Below are 17,260 nucleotides of genomic sequence, written 5' to 3' on the forward strand. Positions count from 1 at the left end.
GCTAAACGATGGGCAGACTGATACCATTTATCTTCTGGTAGATGTCTAAGGCATAGATGTCTGTCATGCCACTGATGTAGTCTAAGACAGCCATAATGCGTGTTTCAAGATCCGAGCTTTGGATGTCATACTGACTGGAGAAGCTCCGGATGAGTTGTTGACTGTGGAAGTGGTTAGGCTCCACAGCCGCTCCAATGAGTGCCTCCATCAGTGTTTCCATTATCTTATAGCCTGATAACTCTACGTCAAGGACGGTTTTACTGCGATAGATACGGTCTACTGACACCTGTGAGCAGTGCTTGTAAGCCTGTCGAGGAAGCTCTGATATGTGTTCGATGAGCGAGCCCTTGAAGGTGCCTGATAGTATCTCCGCCTCGTGTTCGACAAATGCTTTGACACATTCAGCCTCTAATAAACCAACAGCACGTGCTCGGAAGTAAACCACTTGCTCGTTCCTATCGGTCACACCTTCCTCCTTGATGTTCTTACGAATCGCCGCCCTCGTGGCTTCGTCGAAGAACCCTAATAGCAAGTCGGTGGTCTCCTCAAAGGATAAGAGCTTGAGTTTGTGTGAATCCTCGATGTCCATAATCTCGTAACAGATATCATCCGCAGCCTCCATGAGGTAGACCAATGGGTGGCGCACGTACTTGATACCCTCTGCAGAACATTCCTTCTGTATGATACCGAGTTCCTCCGCTATCTTCTTGTAAGTGTCTTGTTCGGTTTGGAAGAAGCCGAACTTCCCATGTTTGCCTGCGTAAGACGAGCTGAAAGGATACTTCACAATACTTGCCAAGGTGGTGTATGTCATTACAAAGCCGCCCTCCCTTCGCCCGAGGAAACGATGCGTCAATAAGCGGAAAGCATTGGCATTACCCTCAAAGTGGGTGATGTCATTCCAGAAACGAGGGCTCACATGCTCCTGCAACGCCTTGCCTTTACCCTCAGTGAAGAACGACTGAATAGCTTTCTCACCACTATGTCCGAACGGCGGATTACCCATGTCATGCGCATAACAAGCCGTTTGGACAATCGTTCCAATCTCTTCAAAGAGCGTACCACGCAACTCTGGATGTAGTTCCGTTAGTCTATGCGCCACGTCATCACCGAGCGATTTGCCTAAGGATGCCACCTCAAGCGAGTGAGTGAGACGATTGTGCACAAAGACACTACCTGGGAGTGGGAACACTTGGGTCTTGTTTTGCAGTCGACGGAAGGGTGCGGAGTAAATCAGGCGGTCGCTATCACGCTTAAATTCAGAGCGGTCGTCGTGCCTTAACGCATGTCTTCTTTCTTGTCCAAGACGCTTGTTGGATATGAGTTGTAGCCAGTTCATGAGGCTTGTTTGTGGTTGGTTTGAAGCTAATGACATGTTTCTAAGGGTGTTGAATATTGAATGTTTGCAATAGAGCGATAGATGTTCTACAATGCATCTATCCGCTTGTTATGCCCCGAAAAGGCATTCGCAAAAGTAATTAAAATTGGCTAAAAACCATCTTTTTACGTACTAAAAATGTATGAATGTGGCATTAATTGCTTAATTTTGTACCTTATTATATAGCGATGATAAAGATTAAAGTAATCAATAAAGGGCATCAGCAGCTCCCTGCTTATGCTACTTCTCAGAGCGCGGGGATGGATCTCCGTGCTAATATTGAAGCCCCAATCGTGTTGCACCCAATGGAGCGCAGGCTCATTCCAACAGGCTTGCATATCGCTTTGCCAGTTGGTTATGAAGTGCAGGTACGCCCTCGCAGTGGTCTAGCCTTGAAGCATGGACTGACTGTTCTGAACTCTCCTGGTACCATAGATGCTGATTATCGTGGTGAGATAATGGTCTTGTTAGTGAACTTCTCAGCTGATGACTTCACCATTAACGATGGTGAGCGGATTGCCCAAATGGTCATTGCTCGTCACGAGCAGGGGGAGTTCGTGGAAGTTAAAGAGCTTGACGAGACAGAGAGAGGAGAAGGCGGTTATGGTCATACGGGGGTAAAGTAAGGTAAAGGAAAGGATAGATCTCATGTTTGATAACTTTAGATATATAACCACTAACATGCGTAATACACTTCTTGCATTGGCTTTGCTGGGTGGCTCGGTGGCTACACAAGCAGCAGAGAAGGATAGTCTTACCATTGCAGACTACTTCTATCTCGAAGGGCTTCGACAGCAGGAAATGGGAAATCTAACGGCTGCTTACGATCTTCTTAGGCATGCACATGACTTGAATCCACGCTCGGCAGCGGTTTACTATCAGTTGGCTGGCTACTATGTCAATATGAAGAACGATGCTTTAGCGCGTACTTACTTTGAGAAGGCAGCGTCACTGGATCCAGAGAATGCCACTTATCAAGAGAAGCTCGGACAGTTATATATCACGCAGAAAGACTATCCGAATGCCATAAAAGCATACGAGCTTTTGTACTCCTCCAATAAGACTCGCGTTGATGTCTTGCAACTTCTCCTTCAGTTATACGGCTCTCAAAACGACTACAAGAAGATGATTAACGTCCTTGATCGTATAGAAGTTCTTGAGGGGAGTAGCGAGCAGATCTCATTGAGTAAGATGCAGATTTACGAGCAGATGGGCGATAAGAAGAAGGAGTATGAATCGCTAAAGTCGCTCGTTGATGAGCACCCGCTTGAGCTTGACTATCGTGTGATGTTCGGTAATTGGCTACTGCAGAATGGTAAGAAGAACGATGCTTTAAAGGAGTATAAGAGTGTTTTGAAGGAAGAACCCAATAATGCACTTGCAAAGCTATCAATGCTTGATTACTATCGTTCCATTAAAGATCAAGCAACCGTAGATGAGCTTACCAACGAATTACTACAGTCTCCTAAGACAGAGAAAGAGACGAAGATGACACTCCTAAGAGACATCATTTCGAGTGACCAACAAGCGAATATCTCCGATAGTGCAAAGGTCATGAGTCTCTTCTCTCTGGCACTTTCTACGAAACAAGAGGATGCGGACTTGATTATGATGAAAGCTGCTTATATGGCAATGAAGAATATGCCTAAAGCAGAGATTAATCATGTTTACGAACAAGCCATTGAGGTGGAACCCGATAACTCACGTGCTCGATTGGCATTGATACAGAATATCTGGGCAACAGAAGATTATGATAAGGTAATAGAGATATGCCGCCCTGCCATTGAATATAACCCTGATGAGATGGCTTTCTATTACTTCAAAGGCATGGCAGAGTTCCAAAAGCACGACATTGATGCGGCACTTGAAACATTTAAGAAAGGTGTAGGACAAATAAAAGAAGATAGTGATCCAGAGATTGTGTCAGACTTTTATGCAATCCTTGGAGATATCCTTCATGAGAAAGGAAAGACGTCTGAAGCCTTCGCAGCATACGATAGTTGCTTAAAGTGGAAAGCGGATAACTATGGTGCTCTGAATAACTATGCTTACTATCTAAGTGTGGCGAATAAAGACCTTCCACGGGCTGAACAGATGAGCTACAAGACGATAAAAGCAGAGCCCAATAACGCTACTTACCTTGATACCTACGCTTGGATTCTCTTCCAACAGCAACGTTATGAGGAGGCAAAGATATACATTGATCAGGTACTACGCAATGACAAAGACCCAAGTGGGGTTGTGCTCGAGCATGTGGGAGACATCTATATGAAAACTGGCGATACACAGAAAGCATTGGAGTATTGGCAGAAAGCAATAGAGAAAGGCAATGATAGCAAAGTATTGAAGGATAAGTTACAACAAAAGAAATACATAGCAGGATGAAAAGAACTAAGATATTACTTGCAAGCATGGCAACTTTAGTGTTGGCATCGTGCGGTACACATAAAGCCATAGTAAGGCAACAACCAGTCTTGAAGACGACTCCCAGCGAGACTCCTCGTGCGTCAGTTGATTCCACGAAGTATAAGTTAGCCTTTGTGCAGAATATTGCTGACTTGGCTCTCTACCAAAAGAACGTGGTGTCAAACCTCTCTTTTACTATTAACAATGGGCGCAAGGACATCACAGTTCCCGGTATCTTGCACATGAGGAAGGATGAGGTTATACGCTTACAACTGCTTATTCCGCTCCTTCGCAGTGAAGTGGGACGCATTGAGTTTACGAAAGATTACGTTCTTTTCATCGACCGCATCCATAAGCAATACGTAAAGGCAAGCTACGATGAAGTGGGCTTCTTGCGCGATAATGGTATTAACTTCTATACCCTCCAAGCGTTGTTTTGGAACCAGTTATTCATTCCTCGTCAGCAAAGAGTTGCAGAGGCTGATATGTCGAAGTTCTCTGTTGATGCCAAAAGGTGGGAAGTTGATGGTAGTGCGCACATCCGTTTGAAGGATGGGAAGATGTCTTATGACTGGGTAATACCCGCTGAATACCGTTACATCTACAACACTCTTATAACGTATAAGAGCTCAACTCATGGAACATCAGAACTCTCTTGGCTTTATAGAGACTTCAAGCCCTTTGGCTCAAAGATGTTCCCTGCTACACATTCAGTCACAATCAAAACTCCAGCTATTGGTTCGCGACCAGCTAAGGAACTATCGGCTACATTTGAACTAAACGACTTTAGCGATGCAAGCGGTTGGGAGGCTTTTACCCAACCATCAGATAAGTACACTAAAGTAAGCGTGGAAGAGATACTCGGCAAACTAATGAACTTTTAAATGAAACGTCTTTATCTTTTATTCTTATTATCGACAATGGGTATGTTGACAAGCTATGCGCAACATACTAAAAAGCATAAGGTGCAGCAGAAAACGGCTGTAACTCAACCCGTACAAGCCAAGCCTTCTGTTGGTAAAGAGCAGAAGCAAGCATCGGCGAAAGGGCATCAACAATCCGTAAAAGCACAACAGACTCCTATAAAAGGGCAACGTCCTGTGCTTGTAAAAGGGCATCAACCAATTCCAGCAAAGGGGCAACAGGCTGCTCAAATACCTGCGAAACAACCTTTACACGGCAAGGTGAATCCTCGTAACGGGCGTAACGTAAAGCACAAAGTGAAGTCTCCTGGATATGTAACCACCGAAGAGATCAAAGGTTTGCAACAGCAGAATCAGAAGTTGCAAAAGGAGATTAAGGAGCATGAAGAGGAGATGAAGGTCAAGCAAAAGGATGTTGATACACGATTGGAGAAGATCGTTCGCCTCGATACAGAGATTGGTCAGCATCAGAGAACGATTGATACTATCGCCACAGACATCAAAGGCTTGGACAGTAACATCGGTATATTGAAAGGTCAGTTAGCGTCTTTAGAGGCACAATTAGGCGAGCGTCGCACTCGTTTCATCCGTTCCATGCGTTACATGGCACGCCATCGTAGCATTCAAGATAAGCTTATGTTCATCTTCTCAGCCAATAGTTTGACGCAAATGTATCGTCGTTTGCGTTTCGTTCGGGAGTATGCAGCTTATCAGAGGGCACAAGGTGAGTTGATAAAAGCTAAACAACAACAAATCGATCAGAAGCATACTCAGTTGAAGGAGGTGCGCGTTGATAAGTCTACCTTACTCTATAAGGATAAGAAGATACATGCCCAAATGGAGCAGAAGCGTGTTGAACAGCAGACGGTTGTAGCCTCTCTTCAACAAGACCAAAAGGTTCTTGAAGGTGTGATAGCACAACGCCGCCAACAGCAACAAGCGTTGAATGCACAGATAGACCGCCTTATTCAGATAGAAATACAGAAGGCTCGGGCTCGTGCCATAGCAGAGGCTAAGGCGCAAGCTGCCGCTCGTGCAGCTGAAGCTAAGAAGCGGGCGGAGGAGATAGCACGCAGGAAAGCGGCTGCAGAAGCGGCTGCGCGTGAGAATGCAAAGCGTATAGCAGAAGCAAAAGCACGTGAAGCTGCAGCGAAGGCAGCGGCTAAGGCTGCTGCAGAAGCAGCTGAGAAAGCACGTCAAGAGGCGGCTGCAAAGGCGGAAGCTGTGCGTGCTGCAGCAGAAAAGGCACGTCAGGAAGCCTTGCAAAAGGAGCGTGCAGCTGCTCGTGAGCGAGCTTTGCGCAAGATTGAAGAGCGTGAGGCTGCTGCTCGTGAAGCACAGGCAAAGGCTGAGGCAAAGGCTGCTGCCGATAAAGCACGTGCTGATCAGGCTGCCCGCGAGGCTGAATCGAACCGTGCAGCTGCCGAACGTAAGGCTGCAGCCGACCACGAGCGAGCAGAGAGAGAGGCTGCAGCAGCAAGGGCGTCAGCTAATAATAACAATGAGATGTTAAGCTCTGCCGACCGTGCAATGACCGGTAACTTCGCCAATAACCGCGGTCGTTTGCCAATGCCACTATCGGGTCACATCGTTAGTCACTTCGGTCAATACAATGTAGCGGGGATGTCGAATGTACGCCTGCATAACGATGGTATCAACATTAAAGGTGCTCCCGGAAGTGCCGTCCGCAGTGTCTTTATGGGCGAGGTGAGCGGTGTTTTTATGGCAGGAGGAATGAGTGTCGTGATGATCAGACATGGTATTTACATTTCGGTATATGCCAATTTAGGTTCTGTCAGCGTTAGTCGAGGACAGAAAGTTGGTACTGGTCAGACAATCGGAACGGTCGGGTCAAGTGGTATCCTCCAATTCCAATTGCGTAAAGAGACGGCTAAGTTGAATCCAGAGCAGTGGTTAAGATAATATAAGGTAATGTATTCCTAAGCCCTTTCAAGGGAGGGGATGTGCCTAACGGAACGAGGTTGTGTGCCATGTTAGGTACGAGTGTCGGGGGTGATGAGGCAGTGCCTTGTTAGCAGGAATACATGGAGTGTATAGAAGGAAACGCCCTCTTCCATTTGACGCGGGCGTTTCCTTGATATGAAGAGAGCCTTTCTTCACATGAAGGAAAGGCTCTCTTTGTTTTTATCTATTGCCTATCTCCATTGAAAACAGTGGTAAAAAGTAGGGACAGACGCCCTCGTCTGTCCGCTATGAAAGAAGGATGTTTCGGACAGACGAGGGCGTCTGTTCCTACTTTGTGGTATCCATTTGGATAGAAAGAATCATCTAAACTAACTTCCATTAGGCACTCCTCCCCTTAGGGGAGGCTGGGTGGGGTTTCCAGACGATGGCGTCTGTCCCTACTTCGAGGAATTATCTCTGATTGGAAATATCTATCCTAACCAACTATCATTAGGTACTCCTCCCCTTAGGGGAGGCTGGGAGGGGGGTCCAGACGAGGGCGTCTGTCCCTACTTTGTGGTACTACGCCCGACAGAATAAATAACTCGTTTAGCCATTAACTTGTTAACTCGTCAACTTTATCTCATCATCCTTTTGATTTAGAGAGAGGCTCTAAGTGTATAAGAGATATGTTCTTGTTCAGAACTTAATTGTTCTATTCTCAACCTTAATCGTTCGAATACTGCGAGCGAAGGAAATATAATTTATTATCCAATTATTTCCTTCTTTGCAGATAAATGTTTATCTTTGCGAGTATAAAAAAATACCAATAGCAATGCAAACAAACTGTCATCTCTCCGTTCTTATACATGAGCAAGCCAAGAAATACGGCTCTAAACCAGTATTGACATTCCGTAACTTCGGTAGTTTGGAGTGGAGAACCATTTCATGGAATCAGTTCTCTATGCGTGTAAAGCAGGTTTCCAATGCTTTACTAAACTTAGGAATGAATCCGCAGGAGACCATCGGTGTGTTTGCACAGAACTGTGTTCAGTATCTGTACACGGACTTTGGTGCTTATGGCGTGAGGGTAATTAGTATTCCTTTCTACGCTACCAGCTCCGAGCAGCAGATACAGTATATGATTCAAGATGCTGCCGTTAAGTATCTTTTCGTTGGTGAACAGGAGCAGTACGACAAGGCACATCGAATCGCAACGCTATGTCCTTCGCTTGAAAAGATAATCATCTTCGACTCAAGTGTACGCATTAGTTCGCATGATCCAAATAGTATCTACTTTGAAGACTTCCTTAGATTAGGTGAAGGTTTACCACGTCAATCGGAGGTAGAAGAGCGTTGGCAACAGGCTAACTACGATGATATTTGTAACATACTATACACTAGTGGAACCACAGGAGAGAGCAAGGGCGTAGTCTTGACATATAAGATGTATCATGCAGCTTTGGTCGCTAATAACAAGTGTGTACCTGTTACTGAGAAAGATCGAGTGATCAATTTCCTCCCATTGACGCATGTCTTTGAACGAGGATGGGCTTATCTGTGTTTGTCGGAAGGTGCACAACTGATTGTGAATACCTATCCGAAGGAGATACAAGATAGTATGCGAGAGACTCATCCAACGTGTATGTCGGCTGTACCACGCTTCTGGGAGAAGGTATATGTTGCTGTTAAAGCCCGCATGGAAAGCTCAAGTGCAATGCAGCGAAAGCTCTTTTATCATGCACTGAACGTTGGTAGGAAACGTAATATCACTTATCTGGCTCGTGGAAAGCGTGTCCCTCTTGCATTAGAGATGGAATATAAAGTGCTAAACAGGACTATTCTCAGTTTGGTGCGTAAGCAGTTAGGATTGGAGAACCCTAATATCTTCCCAACAGCAGGTGCATACGTGTCGCCAGAGGTGGAGGAGTTTGTACATAGCATTGGTATTGATATGATAGTAGGATATGGACTGACAGAGAGCCTTGCTACGGTAAGTTGCGATCATAAGGGCGAGCCCTTCACGGTTGGTTCGGTAGGTCGTCCTATCGAAGGCATACAGATTAAGATTAGTGATGAGGGTGAGGTGATGCTCAAAGGAGACACGATTACACCCGGATACTTCCGTCGTGAGGCTCTAAATGCCGAAGCCTTCGATGCTGAAGGGTTCTTCCATACAGGTGACTCGGGCTATCTGAAGGATGGAGAGTTGTTCTTGAAGGAGAGAATAAAGGATCTTTTCAAGACATCTAATGGTAAGTATGTAGCACCACAGATGATAGAGTCAATGCTTTTAGTTGATAAGTTTATCGAACAAGTAGCTGTTATTGCCGATCAGCGGAAGTTTGTTTCAGCTCTTATTGTCCCCGAGTTTACAGTCTTAGAGGAGTGGGCTAAGCGACAGAATATCACCTTTGAGAGTCGTGAGGAGTTGTGTGCAAATAAGCAAGTGAATGAGATGATGCACGAGCGTATCGATACTTTGCAACAGAGACTGGCTTCTTATGAACAGATAAAACACTTCACCTTATTGGCACATCATTTCTCTATGGAGAGTGGCGAATTGACCAACACATTGAAACTAAGACGTGCGGTTGTGAATAAAAACTATCAGGCTGTGATAGATAAGATGTATGAAGAGTAAGGCAAGTAGCCTATATTTGTGAGTTAGAAGAAGACAGTTGAGGGAATAAAAGTATAACGATGATAACAGCAGATCAGCTTAAAGACATAACAGAACGTACTGACGCACTACATAGATACTTAGGTATTGACGAGAAGCGAATCGAATTCGAAGAGGAGCAACTACGCACACAAGCACCCGACTTTTGGGATGATCCGAAGCGTGCGCAGGAGCAGATGAAGAAGGTAAAGGACATTGAGAAGTGGATAAAAGGCTATGATGAGGCTCGCAGTTTGACTGATGAAGTACAGTTGGCATTCGACTTCTATAAGGACAATCTCGTAACTGAAGAGGAGGTTGATACCGCTTATAACAAAGCGTTAAAAGCGATAGAGGACCTTGAATTAAAGAATATGCTCCGTCAAGAGGAAGACCCGATGGAGTGCGTAATGAAGATTAACTCTGGTGCAGGAGGTACCGAGAGCCAGGACTGGGCATCAATGCTCATGCGTATGTATATGCGTTGGGGAGAGGCTCACGGGTACAAGGTTACTATCTCAGATATACAAGAAGGAGATGAAGCCGGTATAAAGAGTGTGACCATGAAGTTCGAAGGTGGAGAGTATGCCTATGGGTATTTAAAGAGCGAGAATGGCGTCCATCGCCTCGTTCGCGTTAGTCCATTTAATGCACAGGGAAAGCGTATGACGAGCTTTGCCAGTGTATTTGTTTCGCCACTGGTAGACGATACTATAGAGGTATATGTCGATCCCGCACGTGTTAGTTGGGACACTTTTAGATCAAGTGGAGCCGGTGGGCAGAATGTCAATAAGGTTGAGTCTGGTGTGCGCCTACGCTATCAGTACGAGGATCCTGATACAGGAGAACAAGAAGAGATCCTTATCGAGAACACAGAGACAAGAGACCAACCTAAGAACCGCGCAAAGGCTATGCAGCTCTTAAAGTCGCAACTCTATGACCGCGCAATGAAGAAGCGTATGGAGGAGCAAGCCAAGATTGAGGCTGGAAAGAAGAAGATAGAGTGGGGCAGTCAGATACGTAGTTACGTCTTTGATGATCGACGAGTAAAGGACCATCGAACCAACTATCAAACCTCTGATGTGGATGGTGTTATGGATGGAAAGATCGATGATTTCATTAAAGCCTACTTGATGGAGTTCCCCGTTGAAGGGCAATGATGAGTGAAAAAGTTATCCTATATAATATGAACCTTTGACCGCTTGCTGTTCGATAAACCGAATAGGTCGTGTCGACAAAAGTAGGTCTTTTAAAATTGAATACCTATGAGTGAAAGAAGTAAAGTGAACCGTAAGGCTCGTGAAGCGAAGCAAGAAAAGCAAGCAAAGCGTGTTGTCTTTTGGATTGGTGCAGTCTTGATTCTTCTTACGTTAGCGTATGTAATTGTTGTAACAGTTAATAGTTGATGAGCGGACTGGAGATAGAAAGAAAGTTCTTAGTGCATAAGCGGATGGATTGGAAGTCTCTTGCAAGCAGTTGTAGTCATATACAACAAGGCTATTTTGCGGCTGTCAATACTGTTCGTGTGCGTATTCGAGACAATAAGGGATACCTTACTATAAAGGGACCATCGCGTGATGGAGGCTTATCTCGTTATGAATTTGAGAAAGAAATAAGCTATCAAGAGGCTCAACAACTTATGGCTCTATGCGAACCAGGCGTTATTGATAAGCATAGATACCTTATTGAATATGCTGGACACACGTTTGAAGTGGACGAGTTCCACGGAGATAACGAAGGACTTGTTATGGCGGAGGTGGAATTGAAGCGTGAGGATGAAGCCTTTGAAAAGCCCGATTTCATAGGAAAAGAGGTTACGGGCGATCGTAGATTCTATAATTCTCACATGCGGAGAGCCCCTTTTATCCTTTGGCGTAATACTTTGCCAGAAGAATACCGATAAGCAATGCGAGGGTAGAACCAATCCCATCAGCGACAAAATCGAGCCATTCTCCACTGCGTCTACCGCCTGTGCAGGTGGCTTGCAACACTTCTATAATGCCTCCCATGGCTATTGGAAAGAGCCAGATCCAGTAAATAAGGCTGCTGAGTTTGGCTTTTTTCATTGCTCGGAGCTGTTCCGTCAATATGAGCAGACCTAATACTAGATACAAGGCAGCGTGTGTCCACTTGTCGATTAACGTCACATGGCTTAATGGACTATCGGGGATTGGTATGAAGCAAAGAATCCAGATAATCACAATAAACGTACAACTGAATCGGTAATGAGTTAGTAAATTCTTCATAAAAAGCATATTTTACTTCTAGATTGATACAAAGGTAGATAATTATTAGTAATTTTGTACCATCTAAAAGAGAAAGTTTTATGTCACAATCAAATAGAGTTAAGTTTGCAAGTAAGCTGGGGATGATTCTTGCAACAGCAGGAGGTGCAGTTGGGTTAGGCAATGTCTGGCGTTTTCCCTATATGACAGGGCAGAATGGTGGAGCCGCTTTTATCCTTATATATTTGGCTTGTATCCTTCTATTAGGGCTTCCTTGTATGATTAGTGAGTTCATCATTGGGCGTCATGCGGCATCTAATACGGCTCGTGCCTATAGTAAGTTGGCAAATGGGACAGCGTGGAAATGGGTTGGATTCTTAGGTGTTCTCACGGGCTTTCTAATAACAGGTTATTATGCAGTAGTGGCTGGTTGGTGCTTACAATACAGTGCGGCATCAGCAATGAATAGCCTTCATGGAACGCCAGAGTTCTTTAAGTCTTACTTTGCAGACTTCTCCACAAGTGGATGGAAGCCTCTCTTGTGGGTCATAGTCATCCTTTTTATAACGCATTATGTGATTATTCATGGTGTAAGAAATGGTATTGAGCGGGCTTCAAAGATTATGATGCCAGTGCTATTCATTCTTTTGTTGGTGATAGTAGTGGCTGCTTGCTTGCTACCAGGAGCCTGGAAAGGTGTTGACTTCCTGTTGCGTCCAGACTTTACAAAGGTTACGAAGGATGTATTTCTTGGTGCGCTTGGGCAGTCGTTCTACTCTTTAAGTATTGCCATGGGCTGTATTTGTACCTATGCTTCATATTATAGTAGGCAGACAAAGCTGTTAAATTCAGCGGTACAGATAGCTTCTATAGATACATTAGTGGCTATTTTAGCAGGTTTAATCATCTTTCCTGCAGCCTTCTCTGTGGGGGTCAATCCTGGTAGTGGTTCTTCGCTCGTCTTTATTACCTTACCCAATGTTTTTGAACAGGCGTTCAGTGGATTGCCAATAATAGGATATTTCGTTTCATTCTCCTTCTATATCCTACTCTCATTGGCTGCTCTTACATCGCTGATATCGCTCCATGAAGTGAGTACCGCATTCTTTCAAGAGGAGTTACACATATCCCGTTCGCGCGCAGCAATGATCGTTACGGGCTGTTGCACATTGATTGGAGTCCTCTGTTCGATGTCTTTAGGACAATGGAAGTTCCTTAATATTGCTGGTCGTGACCTCTTTGATGTGTTCGACTTTGTGACTGGACAAATCTTCTTACCCGTTGGAGGCTTGTTAACTTGCCTGTTCTTGGGTTGGTATGTACCGAAGAAGGTTGTAAAAGATGAGTTCACGAACTGGGGCACAATACGTGGAACTTTCTTTGGAGTGTATTACTTCTTAGTGCGTTATGTATGTCCTTTAGCTATATTGATGATCTTCTTACACCAATTTAATGTGGTGTGAGAAGACATAAGCAGACAACCTTTACCTTGATTGAAAACCTATAATAAATACGCTATGAGCCTTAAATCATTCTTTTATTTACAACGGTCTGATCGGAAAGTCATTCTTAGTTTGGTCATATTAATTATGCTCTGCCTTATCACATCCGTTTTTATTGGTGAGCAAGTGACTGAAACTTCAGCTGTAGCCGGAGATAGTTTGGTGCGGAAAGGATATTCTGCTCGTTCGCAACAAGGCATTCCTTATGAGGTAGTGACAGAATCAGGAAAGAGACTTTTTGCCTTTGATCCAAATACAGCAACAGCCGAGGAATTGCTGCAACTGGGATTATCTGAGTTTCAGGTGCGTAATATCTTGAAATATAGAAGTAAGGGCGGTGTATATCGAGCACCGATGGATTTCGCCCGTCTCTATGGTCTTACACGCAAGCAGTATCGTGAGTTAGAACCTTATATAAGAATAGGTGACGATTATCAACCTGCTTCAACGCTTGCTTCTGTACAATCTTATATTGCGCAAAAGGAGGCAGATAAGCAAGCAGCACATGAGGCTTACGAACAATATAAGGCAACGAATACGTACAAGCCGTATGTCCATTCTACTCGAGATACGGTCCTTTACCCTTTGAAAATAAAGTTGGGCGAGCATATAAACTTAGTCTCTGCAGATACAAATCAGTTGAAGAAAGTGCCAGGGATAGGCTCTGGGTGGGCAAAGGCAATCGTTAATTATGGCAAGCGATTAGGTGGTTATGTTGCTACAGGGCAACTGCTTGAGATTGAGGGATTCCCCGAAGAGGCGTTACCTTACTTCTCTGTGGTCAATCCTAAGCCTGAAAAGCTAAACTTGAACACGCTTTCTTTGGGCAAGCTTCGCAGTCATCCGTACATAAACTTCTATCAGGCACGGGCAATCTGTGACTATCGTCGATTAAAAGGAAAGCTCACCAGTCTGTCACAACTCCAACTCTTAAAGGACTTCAATGCCGAAGCTATTGATCATCTTCGCCCTTATGTGGAGTTTTAATAATGGATAGACTCTTATGAAATCAGTTGTTTTTCTCAATCTAGAAATGATTGAATGTGATTCTCCCAAATGCTTTCTATATTTCTTCAAGAAGCTGACGAGTTTTGGAGTGGTTGGTCGAATAGTTCTTGTTCTGTGGTTAATAACTTCGTACAATAAGCTGATTATGGAGTGAAGATGTGCTAGCCCATTATATACGAAAATAGGAGATAAAAACCTTTCAATGATCTTTATCTCCTATACTATTAATCCTTAACTACTTCGTTCTCTTATCTCTTGCGAGGCAGAAGATGCTTATGCGTTAACGCGTCCCAGGTAACTACCATCGCGAGTATCAATCTGGATAACCTCACCCTCATTGATGAACAATGGAACACGAACGACTGCTCCTGTCTCAAGTGTTGCAGGCTTAGTTGCATTTGTTGCAGTGTTACCCTTTACACCTGGCTCACTGTGAGTGATAGTAAGCGTTGTCTTTACAGGCATTTCAGCAAGAAGGATTGTGCCATCTGATGTATCAGTAACAACCTCAACAACGTCACCTTCTTTCATATAGTCAGAACCTGTAATCTGGTGCTTAGGGATAGGAATCTGCTCAAAAGTCTCCTGATTCATGAAGATGTAACCAGTTGCATCCTGATAAAGGTACTGATATGGGCGACGTTCAACGCGTACATCCTCGAGCTTGAAACCTACCTGGAATGTGCGCTCAAGTACTCGACCATCTGCAACATTCTTCAGTTTGGTAATCATGACAGTGTTACCTTTACCTGGCTTACGATGTTGGAAGTCGATACAAGTCCAAATCTTGCCATCAAGACGGATACAAGTTCCAATCTTAATCTCCTGTGAATTAATCATAATTTACTAATATCTAATTTGTTACTTTTTGTTCTTTTTCATCTACCTAACGCGCTGCAAAGTTACAGAAATTATAGGAAAAACATAAATAAAAGGCGTAAAAAACATGGTTTCTTTGGTTAATTCAAAAAGATTAAGTAATTTTGCAACCCGTAACGACAGGTCTTATCCTGTCGAAAAGAGTTCGCATAATAACAATAAAATAGGATAAGAACAATGAAAAGAACATTTCAGCCTCACAATCGTCGTCGTGTAAACAAGCACGGTTTTCGTGAGAGAATGGCTACAAAGGACGGTCGCCGCGTATTAGCAGCACGTCGTGCCAAGGGTCGTAAGAAGTTAACTGTTTCTGACGAACATCACGGTAAGTAAGAACGAGACGCTGTCCCCTTAGGGAATTAGCGCAGAAGCGGAAAGAAGTAGAGGGTAATCTTTGCTTCTTTCCGTTTTTTTGTCTACCTTTGCCGCATCTATTATTAAGGTCAGTTAATTAGATTGATGACATCAAGAGAGTTCTTCCATAAGTTTAATAGCACATATATCTGGGGCAATATCCTTGCTATCGTGATACTTGTTCTATTGTTGGCAATAGGAGTTAGGTTCGGTCTTGACTACTATACCTTACACGGTGAATCCATCGTGGTGCCGAACGTTATTCATAAACAATACGATGATGCGGTTGATATCATGGACAAGGTTGGACTAAAGATAGAGGTTACCGACACTGGATATGTTAAGGATCTTCCCCCTGATTGCATACTTGAGCAATCTCCAGTTGGTGGTAAGCGCGTTAAGTCCACACACGTTATCTATGTTACAATTAACGCTGCCAGTGCACCTTCATTGGTTATTCCTGACATCATAGACAATAACTCATTGCGTGAGGCGCAAGCCCAGTTATTATCTATGGGATTCAAAGTTGGTGAGCCAGAATATATACCAGGAGAGAAAGACTGGATATATGGTATTCTTGTAAATGGCAAACATGTGCAAGCTGGCGATCGTGTACCTGCTGATGCAGTGATCGTCTTACAGGTAGGAGATGGTACACGAGAAATAACTGATACATCAGGTTTGAACGAGCCTGAATATGAAGATGTAGAAGTGGAGCAGAAGCGTCCGAAGTATGATGAAGTATATGAGTATGTGGAAGTACCAGTCAATGAGAACGGCAATGAAATAAAGGATGAACGAGGGAAGTCAGGCTCTGGTAGTTCTAAGTCGTCCTCTCAATCAGGTTTACCTGCAGACCCTTCATCAACGAAACCGACAGAATAAGGAATGATGAGAACGGACGAGGAAATGCTATATGACGATGAGCTATCTGATGACTTACTGACTTCCACAGAGTCAGAAGAGGGTGATGGCGAGTTGTACGAACACTTCCGTGTAGAGGTTGATAAAGGTCAGGTGCCAGTGAGAATAGATAAGTTTCTATTCGAACGTATGCAACACTCCAGTCGTAATCGTATTCAGAAAGCAGCCGATGCGGGCTTCATTCATGTGAATGGAGCACCTGTTAAGAGCAATTACAAGGTACGCCCAGAGGATACCATCACACTGATGCTTGACAGACCGAAGCATGATAACACCATTGAAGCAGAGGATATTCCGTTGGATATCGTATATGAGGACAATGCTTTAATGGTGGTCAATAAGCCTGCAGGATTAGTCGTTCATCCAGGTGCAGGGAACTTTCATGGAACATTGATTAACGCTATTGCCTGGCACTTGAAGGACTTACCTTCATTTGACCCAAACGACCCAGAGGTTGGTTTAGTGCACCGAATTGACAAAGATACAAGCGGTTTATTGGTGATTGCGAAGACCCCTGATGCGAAGACAATATTAGGTAAACAATTCTTTAATAAGACTACCCATCGCAGTTACAATGCCCTCGTTTGGGGTAATCTAACAGCTGATGAAGGGCGTATAGAAGGTAATATTGCGCGTGATCCTAAGGACAGACTTCGCATGACAGTGTTCCCTCCTGATTCAGAGATAGGCAAGCCTGCCGTCACCCATTACCGTGTTCTTGAGCGTTTCGGCTATACAACTCTCATCGAATGTGTACTTGAAACGGGACGTACACATCAGATTCGTGCACACATGAAACATATCGGTCACCCCCTGTTTGGAGATGAACGTTATGGTGGAACTGAGATTCTTCGCGGTCAGAGATCAAGCTCTTATAAAGCCTTCATACGCAACTGCTTGACCCTTTGTAATCGTCAAGCACTCCATGCTCGAACCCTTGGTTTCGTCCATCCGGTTACTGGTCAACAAATGGATTTCACGAGTGACTTGCCTCAAGACTTAGCCTCACTGATAACGAAGTGGCGTGAGTTTATCAATGGTCATACAGGCATTGACAATCAGTAATAGTACATGATAAAATAAGTAAAACAGGT

17 protein-coding genes are annotated in these 17,260 nt (G+C 44.1%); 13 read left to right on the forward strand and 4 right to left on the reverse strand.

Features of this window, described 5'->3' with window-relative positions; translation table 11 throughout:
* Position 1: 1 nt before the first annotated feature.
* The gene (dgt, locus tag J5A55_RS00545) at positions 2-1,339 is read right to left on the reverse strand and encodes a dGTP triphosphohydrolase (protein WP_004384546.1); all 1,338 of its coding nucleotides are present in this window, start codon (positions 1,337-1,339) and stop codon (positions 2-4) included.
* Positions 1,340-1,566: 227 nt separating this feature from the next.
* Between dgt and dut the strand changes: the two genes are divergently transcribed.
* From dut to J5A55_RS00565, 4 genes are read left to right on the forward strand one after another with little or no spacing between them, the layout of a single operon-like run.
* Positions 1,567-2,004: a dUTP diphosphatase gene (gene dut, locus J5A55_RS00550; RefSeq protein WP_004384547.1), complete on the forward strand. Its 438-nt coding sequence runs from the start codon at positions 1,567-1,569 to the stop codon at positions 2,002-2,004.
* Positions 2,005-2,026: 22 nt separating this feature from the next.
* The gene (locus J5A55_RS00555; protein WP_004384548.1) at positions 2,027-3,763 is read left to right on the forward strand and encodes a tetratricopeptide repeat protein; all 1,737 of its coding nucleotides are present in this window, start codon (positions 2,027-2,029) and stop codon (positions 3,761-3,763) included.
* A complete protein-coding gene (gene lolB1 / locus J5A55_RS00560) occupies positions 3,760-4,668 on the forward strand; it encodes a lipoprotein insertase outer membrane protein LolB1 (protein ID WP_004384549.1) in 909 nt (302 codons plus the stop codon). The genes J5A55_RS00555 and lolB1 overlap by 4 nt, the downstream gene beginning before the upstream one ends.
* On the forward strand, positions 4,669-6,630 hold the full coding sequence (locus tag J5A55_RS00565) for a murein hydrolase activator EnvC family protein (RefSeq protein WP_004384550.1): 1,962 nt from the start codon (positions 4,669-4,671) through the stop codon (positions 6,628-6,630).
* 226 nt (positions 6,631-6,856) lie between these two features.
* On the opposite strand, the gene J5A55_RS00570 is transcribed toward J5A55_RS00565, so the two are convergent.
* The gene (locus tag J5A55_RS00570; protein ID WP_004384552.1) at positions 6,857-7,012 is read right to left on the reverse strand and encodes a hypothetical protein; all 156 of its coding nucleotides are present in this window, start codon (positions 7,010-7,012) and stop codon (positions 6,857-6,859) included.
* Positions 7,013-7,447: 435 nt separating this feature from the next.
* Here J5A55_RS00570 and J5A55_RS00575 point away from each other — a divergent pair, with 435 nt between their 5' ends.
* The 4 genes from J5A55_RS00575 to J5A55_RS00590 all read left to right on the forward strand — a co-directional run bounded on the left by J5A55_RS00575 (position 7,448) and on the right by J5A55_RS00590 (position 11,177).
* Complete coding sequence (locus J5A55_RS00575) at positions 7,448-9,256, forward strand: AMP-dependent synthetase/ligase (RefSeq protein ID WP_004384554.1); 1,809 nt, start codon at positions 7,448-7,450, stop codon at positions 9,254-9,256.
* A 59-nt stretch (positions 9,257-9,315) separates the two neighbouring features.
* Positions 9,316-10,434: a peptide chain release factor 2 gene (gene prfB / locus J5A55_RS00580; protein ID WP_004384555.1), complete on the forward strand. Its 1,119-nt coding sequence runs from the start codon at positions 9,316-9,318 to the stop codon at positions 10,432-10,434.
* 105 nt (positions 10,435-10,539) lie between these two features.
* Positions 10,540-10,680: a hypothetical protein gene (locus J5A55_RS00585; RefSeq protein ID WP_004384556.1), complete on the forward strand. Its 141-nt coding sequence runs from the start codon at positions 10,540-10,542 to the stop codon at positions 10,678-10,680.
* Complete coding sequence (locus tag J5A55_RS00590; protein ID WP_004384557.1) at positions 10,680-11,177, forward strand: CYTH domain-containing protein; 498 nt, start codon at positions 10,680-10,682, stop codon at positions 11,175-11,177. The genes J5A55_RS00585 and J5A55_RS00590 overlap by 1 nt, the downstream gene beginning before the upstream one ends.
* On the opposite strand, the gene J5A55_RS00595 is transcribed toward J5A55_RS00590, so the two are convergent.
* Complete coding sequence (locus tag J5A55_RS00595; protein WP_050755911.1) at positions 11,137-11,529, reverse strand: VanZ family protein; 393 nt, start codon at positions 11,527-11,529, stop codon at positions 11,137-11,139. The two genes, J5A55_RS00590 and J5A55_RS00595, sit on opposite strands and share 41 nt — an antisense overlap.
* A 71-nt stretch (positions 11,530-11,600) precedes the next feature.
* Between J5A55_RS00595 and J5A55_RS00600 the strand changes: the two genes are divergently transcribed.
* Together J5A55_RS00600 and J5A55_RS00605 are read left to right on the forward strand one after the other, a co-directional pair.
* Positions 11,601-12,962 carry a sodium-dependent transporter gene (locus tag J5A55_RS00600; RefSeq protein WP_004384559.1) on the forward strand — a complete coding sequence of 454 codons (1,362 nt, stop codon included), beginning with the start codon at positions 11,601-11,603 and terminating at the stop codon, positions 12,960-12,962.
* Positions 12,963-13,016: 54 nt separating this feature from the next.
* Positions 13,017-13,988 carry a helix-hairpin-helix domain-containing protein gene (locus tag J5A55_RS00605; RefSeq protein ID WP_039851587.1) on the forward strand — a complete coding sequence of 324 codons (972 nt, stop codon included), beginning with the start codon at positions 13,017-13,019 and terminating at the stop codon, positions 13,986-13,988.
* Positions 13,989-14,282: 294 nt separating this feature from the next.
* Here J5A55_RS00605 and efp read toward each other — a convergent pair whose 3' ends face one another.
* Positions 14,283-14,849: an elongation factor P gene (efp, locus tag J5A55_RS00610; RefSeq protein WP_004384562.1), complete on the reverse strand. Its 567-nt coding sequence runs from the start codon at positions 14,847-14,849 to the stop codon at positions 14,283-14,285.
* 216 nt (positions 14,850-15,065) lie between these two features.
* On the opposite strand from efp, the gene rpmH reads away from it, so the two are divergent.
* The 3 genes from rpmH (at position 15,066) to J5A55_RS00625 (ending at position 17,231) form a co-directional block, all read left to right on the forward strand.
* On the forward strand, positions 15,066-15,221 hold the full coding sequence (rpmH, locus tag J5A55_RS00615; RefSeq protein WP_004354441.1) for a 50S ribosomal protein L34: 156 nt from the start codon (positions 15,066-15,068) through the stop codon (positions 15,219-15,221).
* 126 nt (positions 15,222-15,347) lie between these two features.
* Complete coding sequence (locus tag J5A55_RS00620) at positions 15,348-16,127, forward strand: PASTA domain-containing protein (protein WP_004384563.1); 780 nt, start codon at positions 15,348-15,350, stop codon at positions 16,125-16,127.
* Positions 16,128-16,133: 6 nt separating this feature from the next.
* Positions 16,134-17,231 (forward strand): RluA family pseudouridine synthase, encoded by a 1,098-nt coding sequence (locus J5A55_RS00625; protein WP_199879802.1) that lies wholly within the window; start codon positions 16,134-16,136, stop codon positions 17,229-17,231.
* The last annotated feature ends 29 nt before the right edge of the window (positions 17,232-17,260 follow it).

The organism is Prevotella veroralis (assembly GCF_018127765.1).
GTDB lineage: Bacteria > Bacteroidota > Bacteroidia > Bacteroidales > Bacteroidaceae > Prevotella > Prevotella veroralis.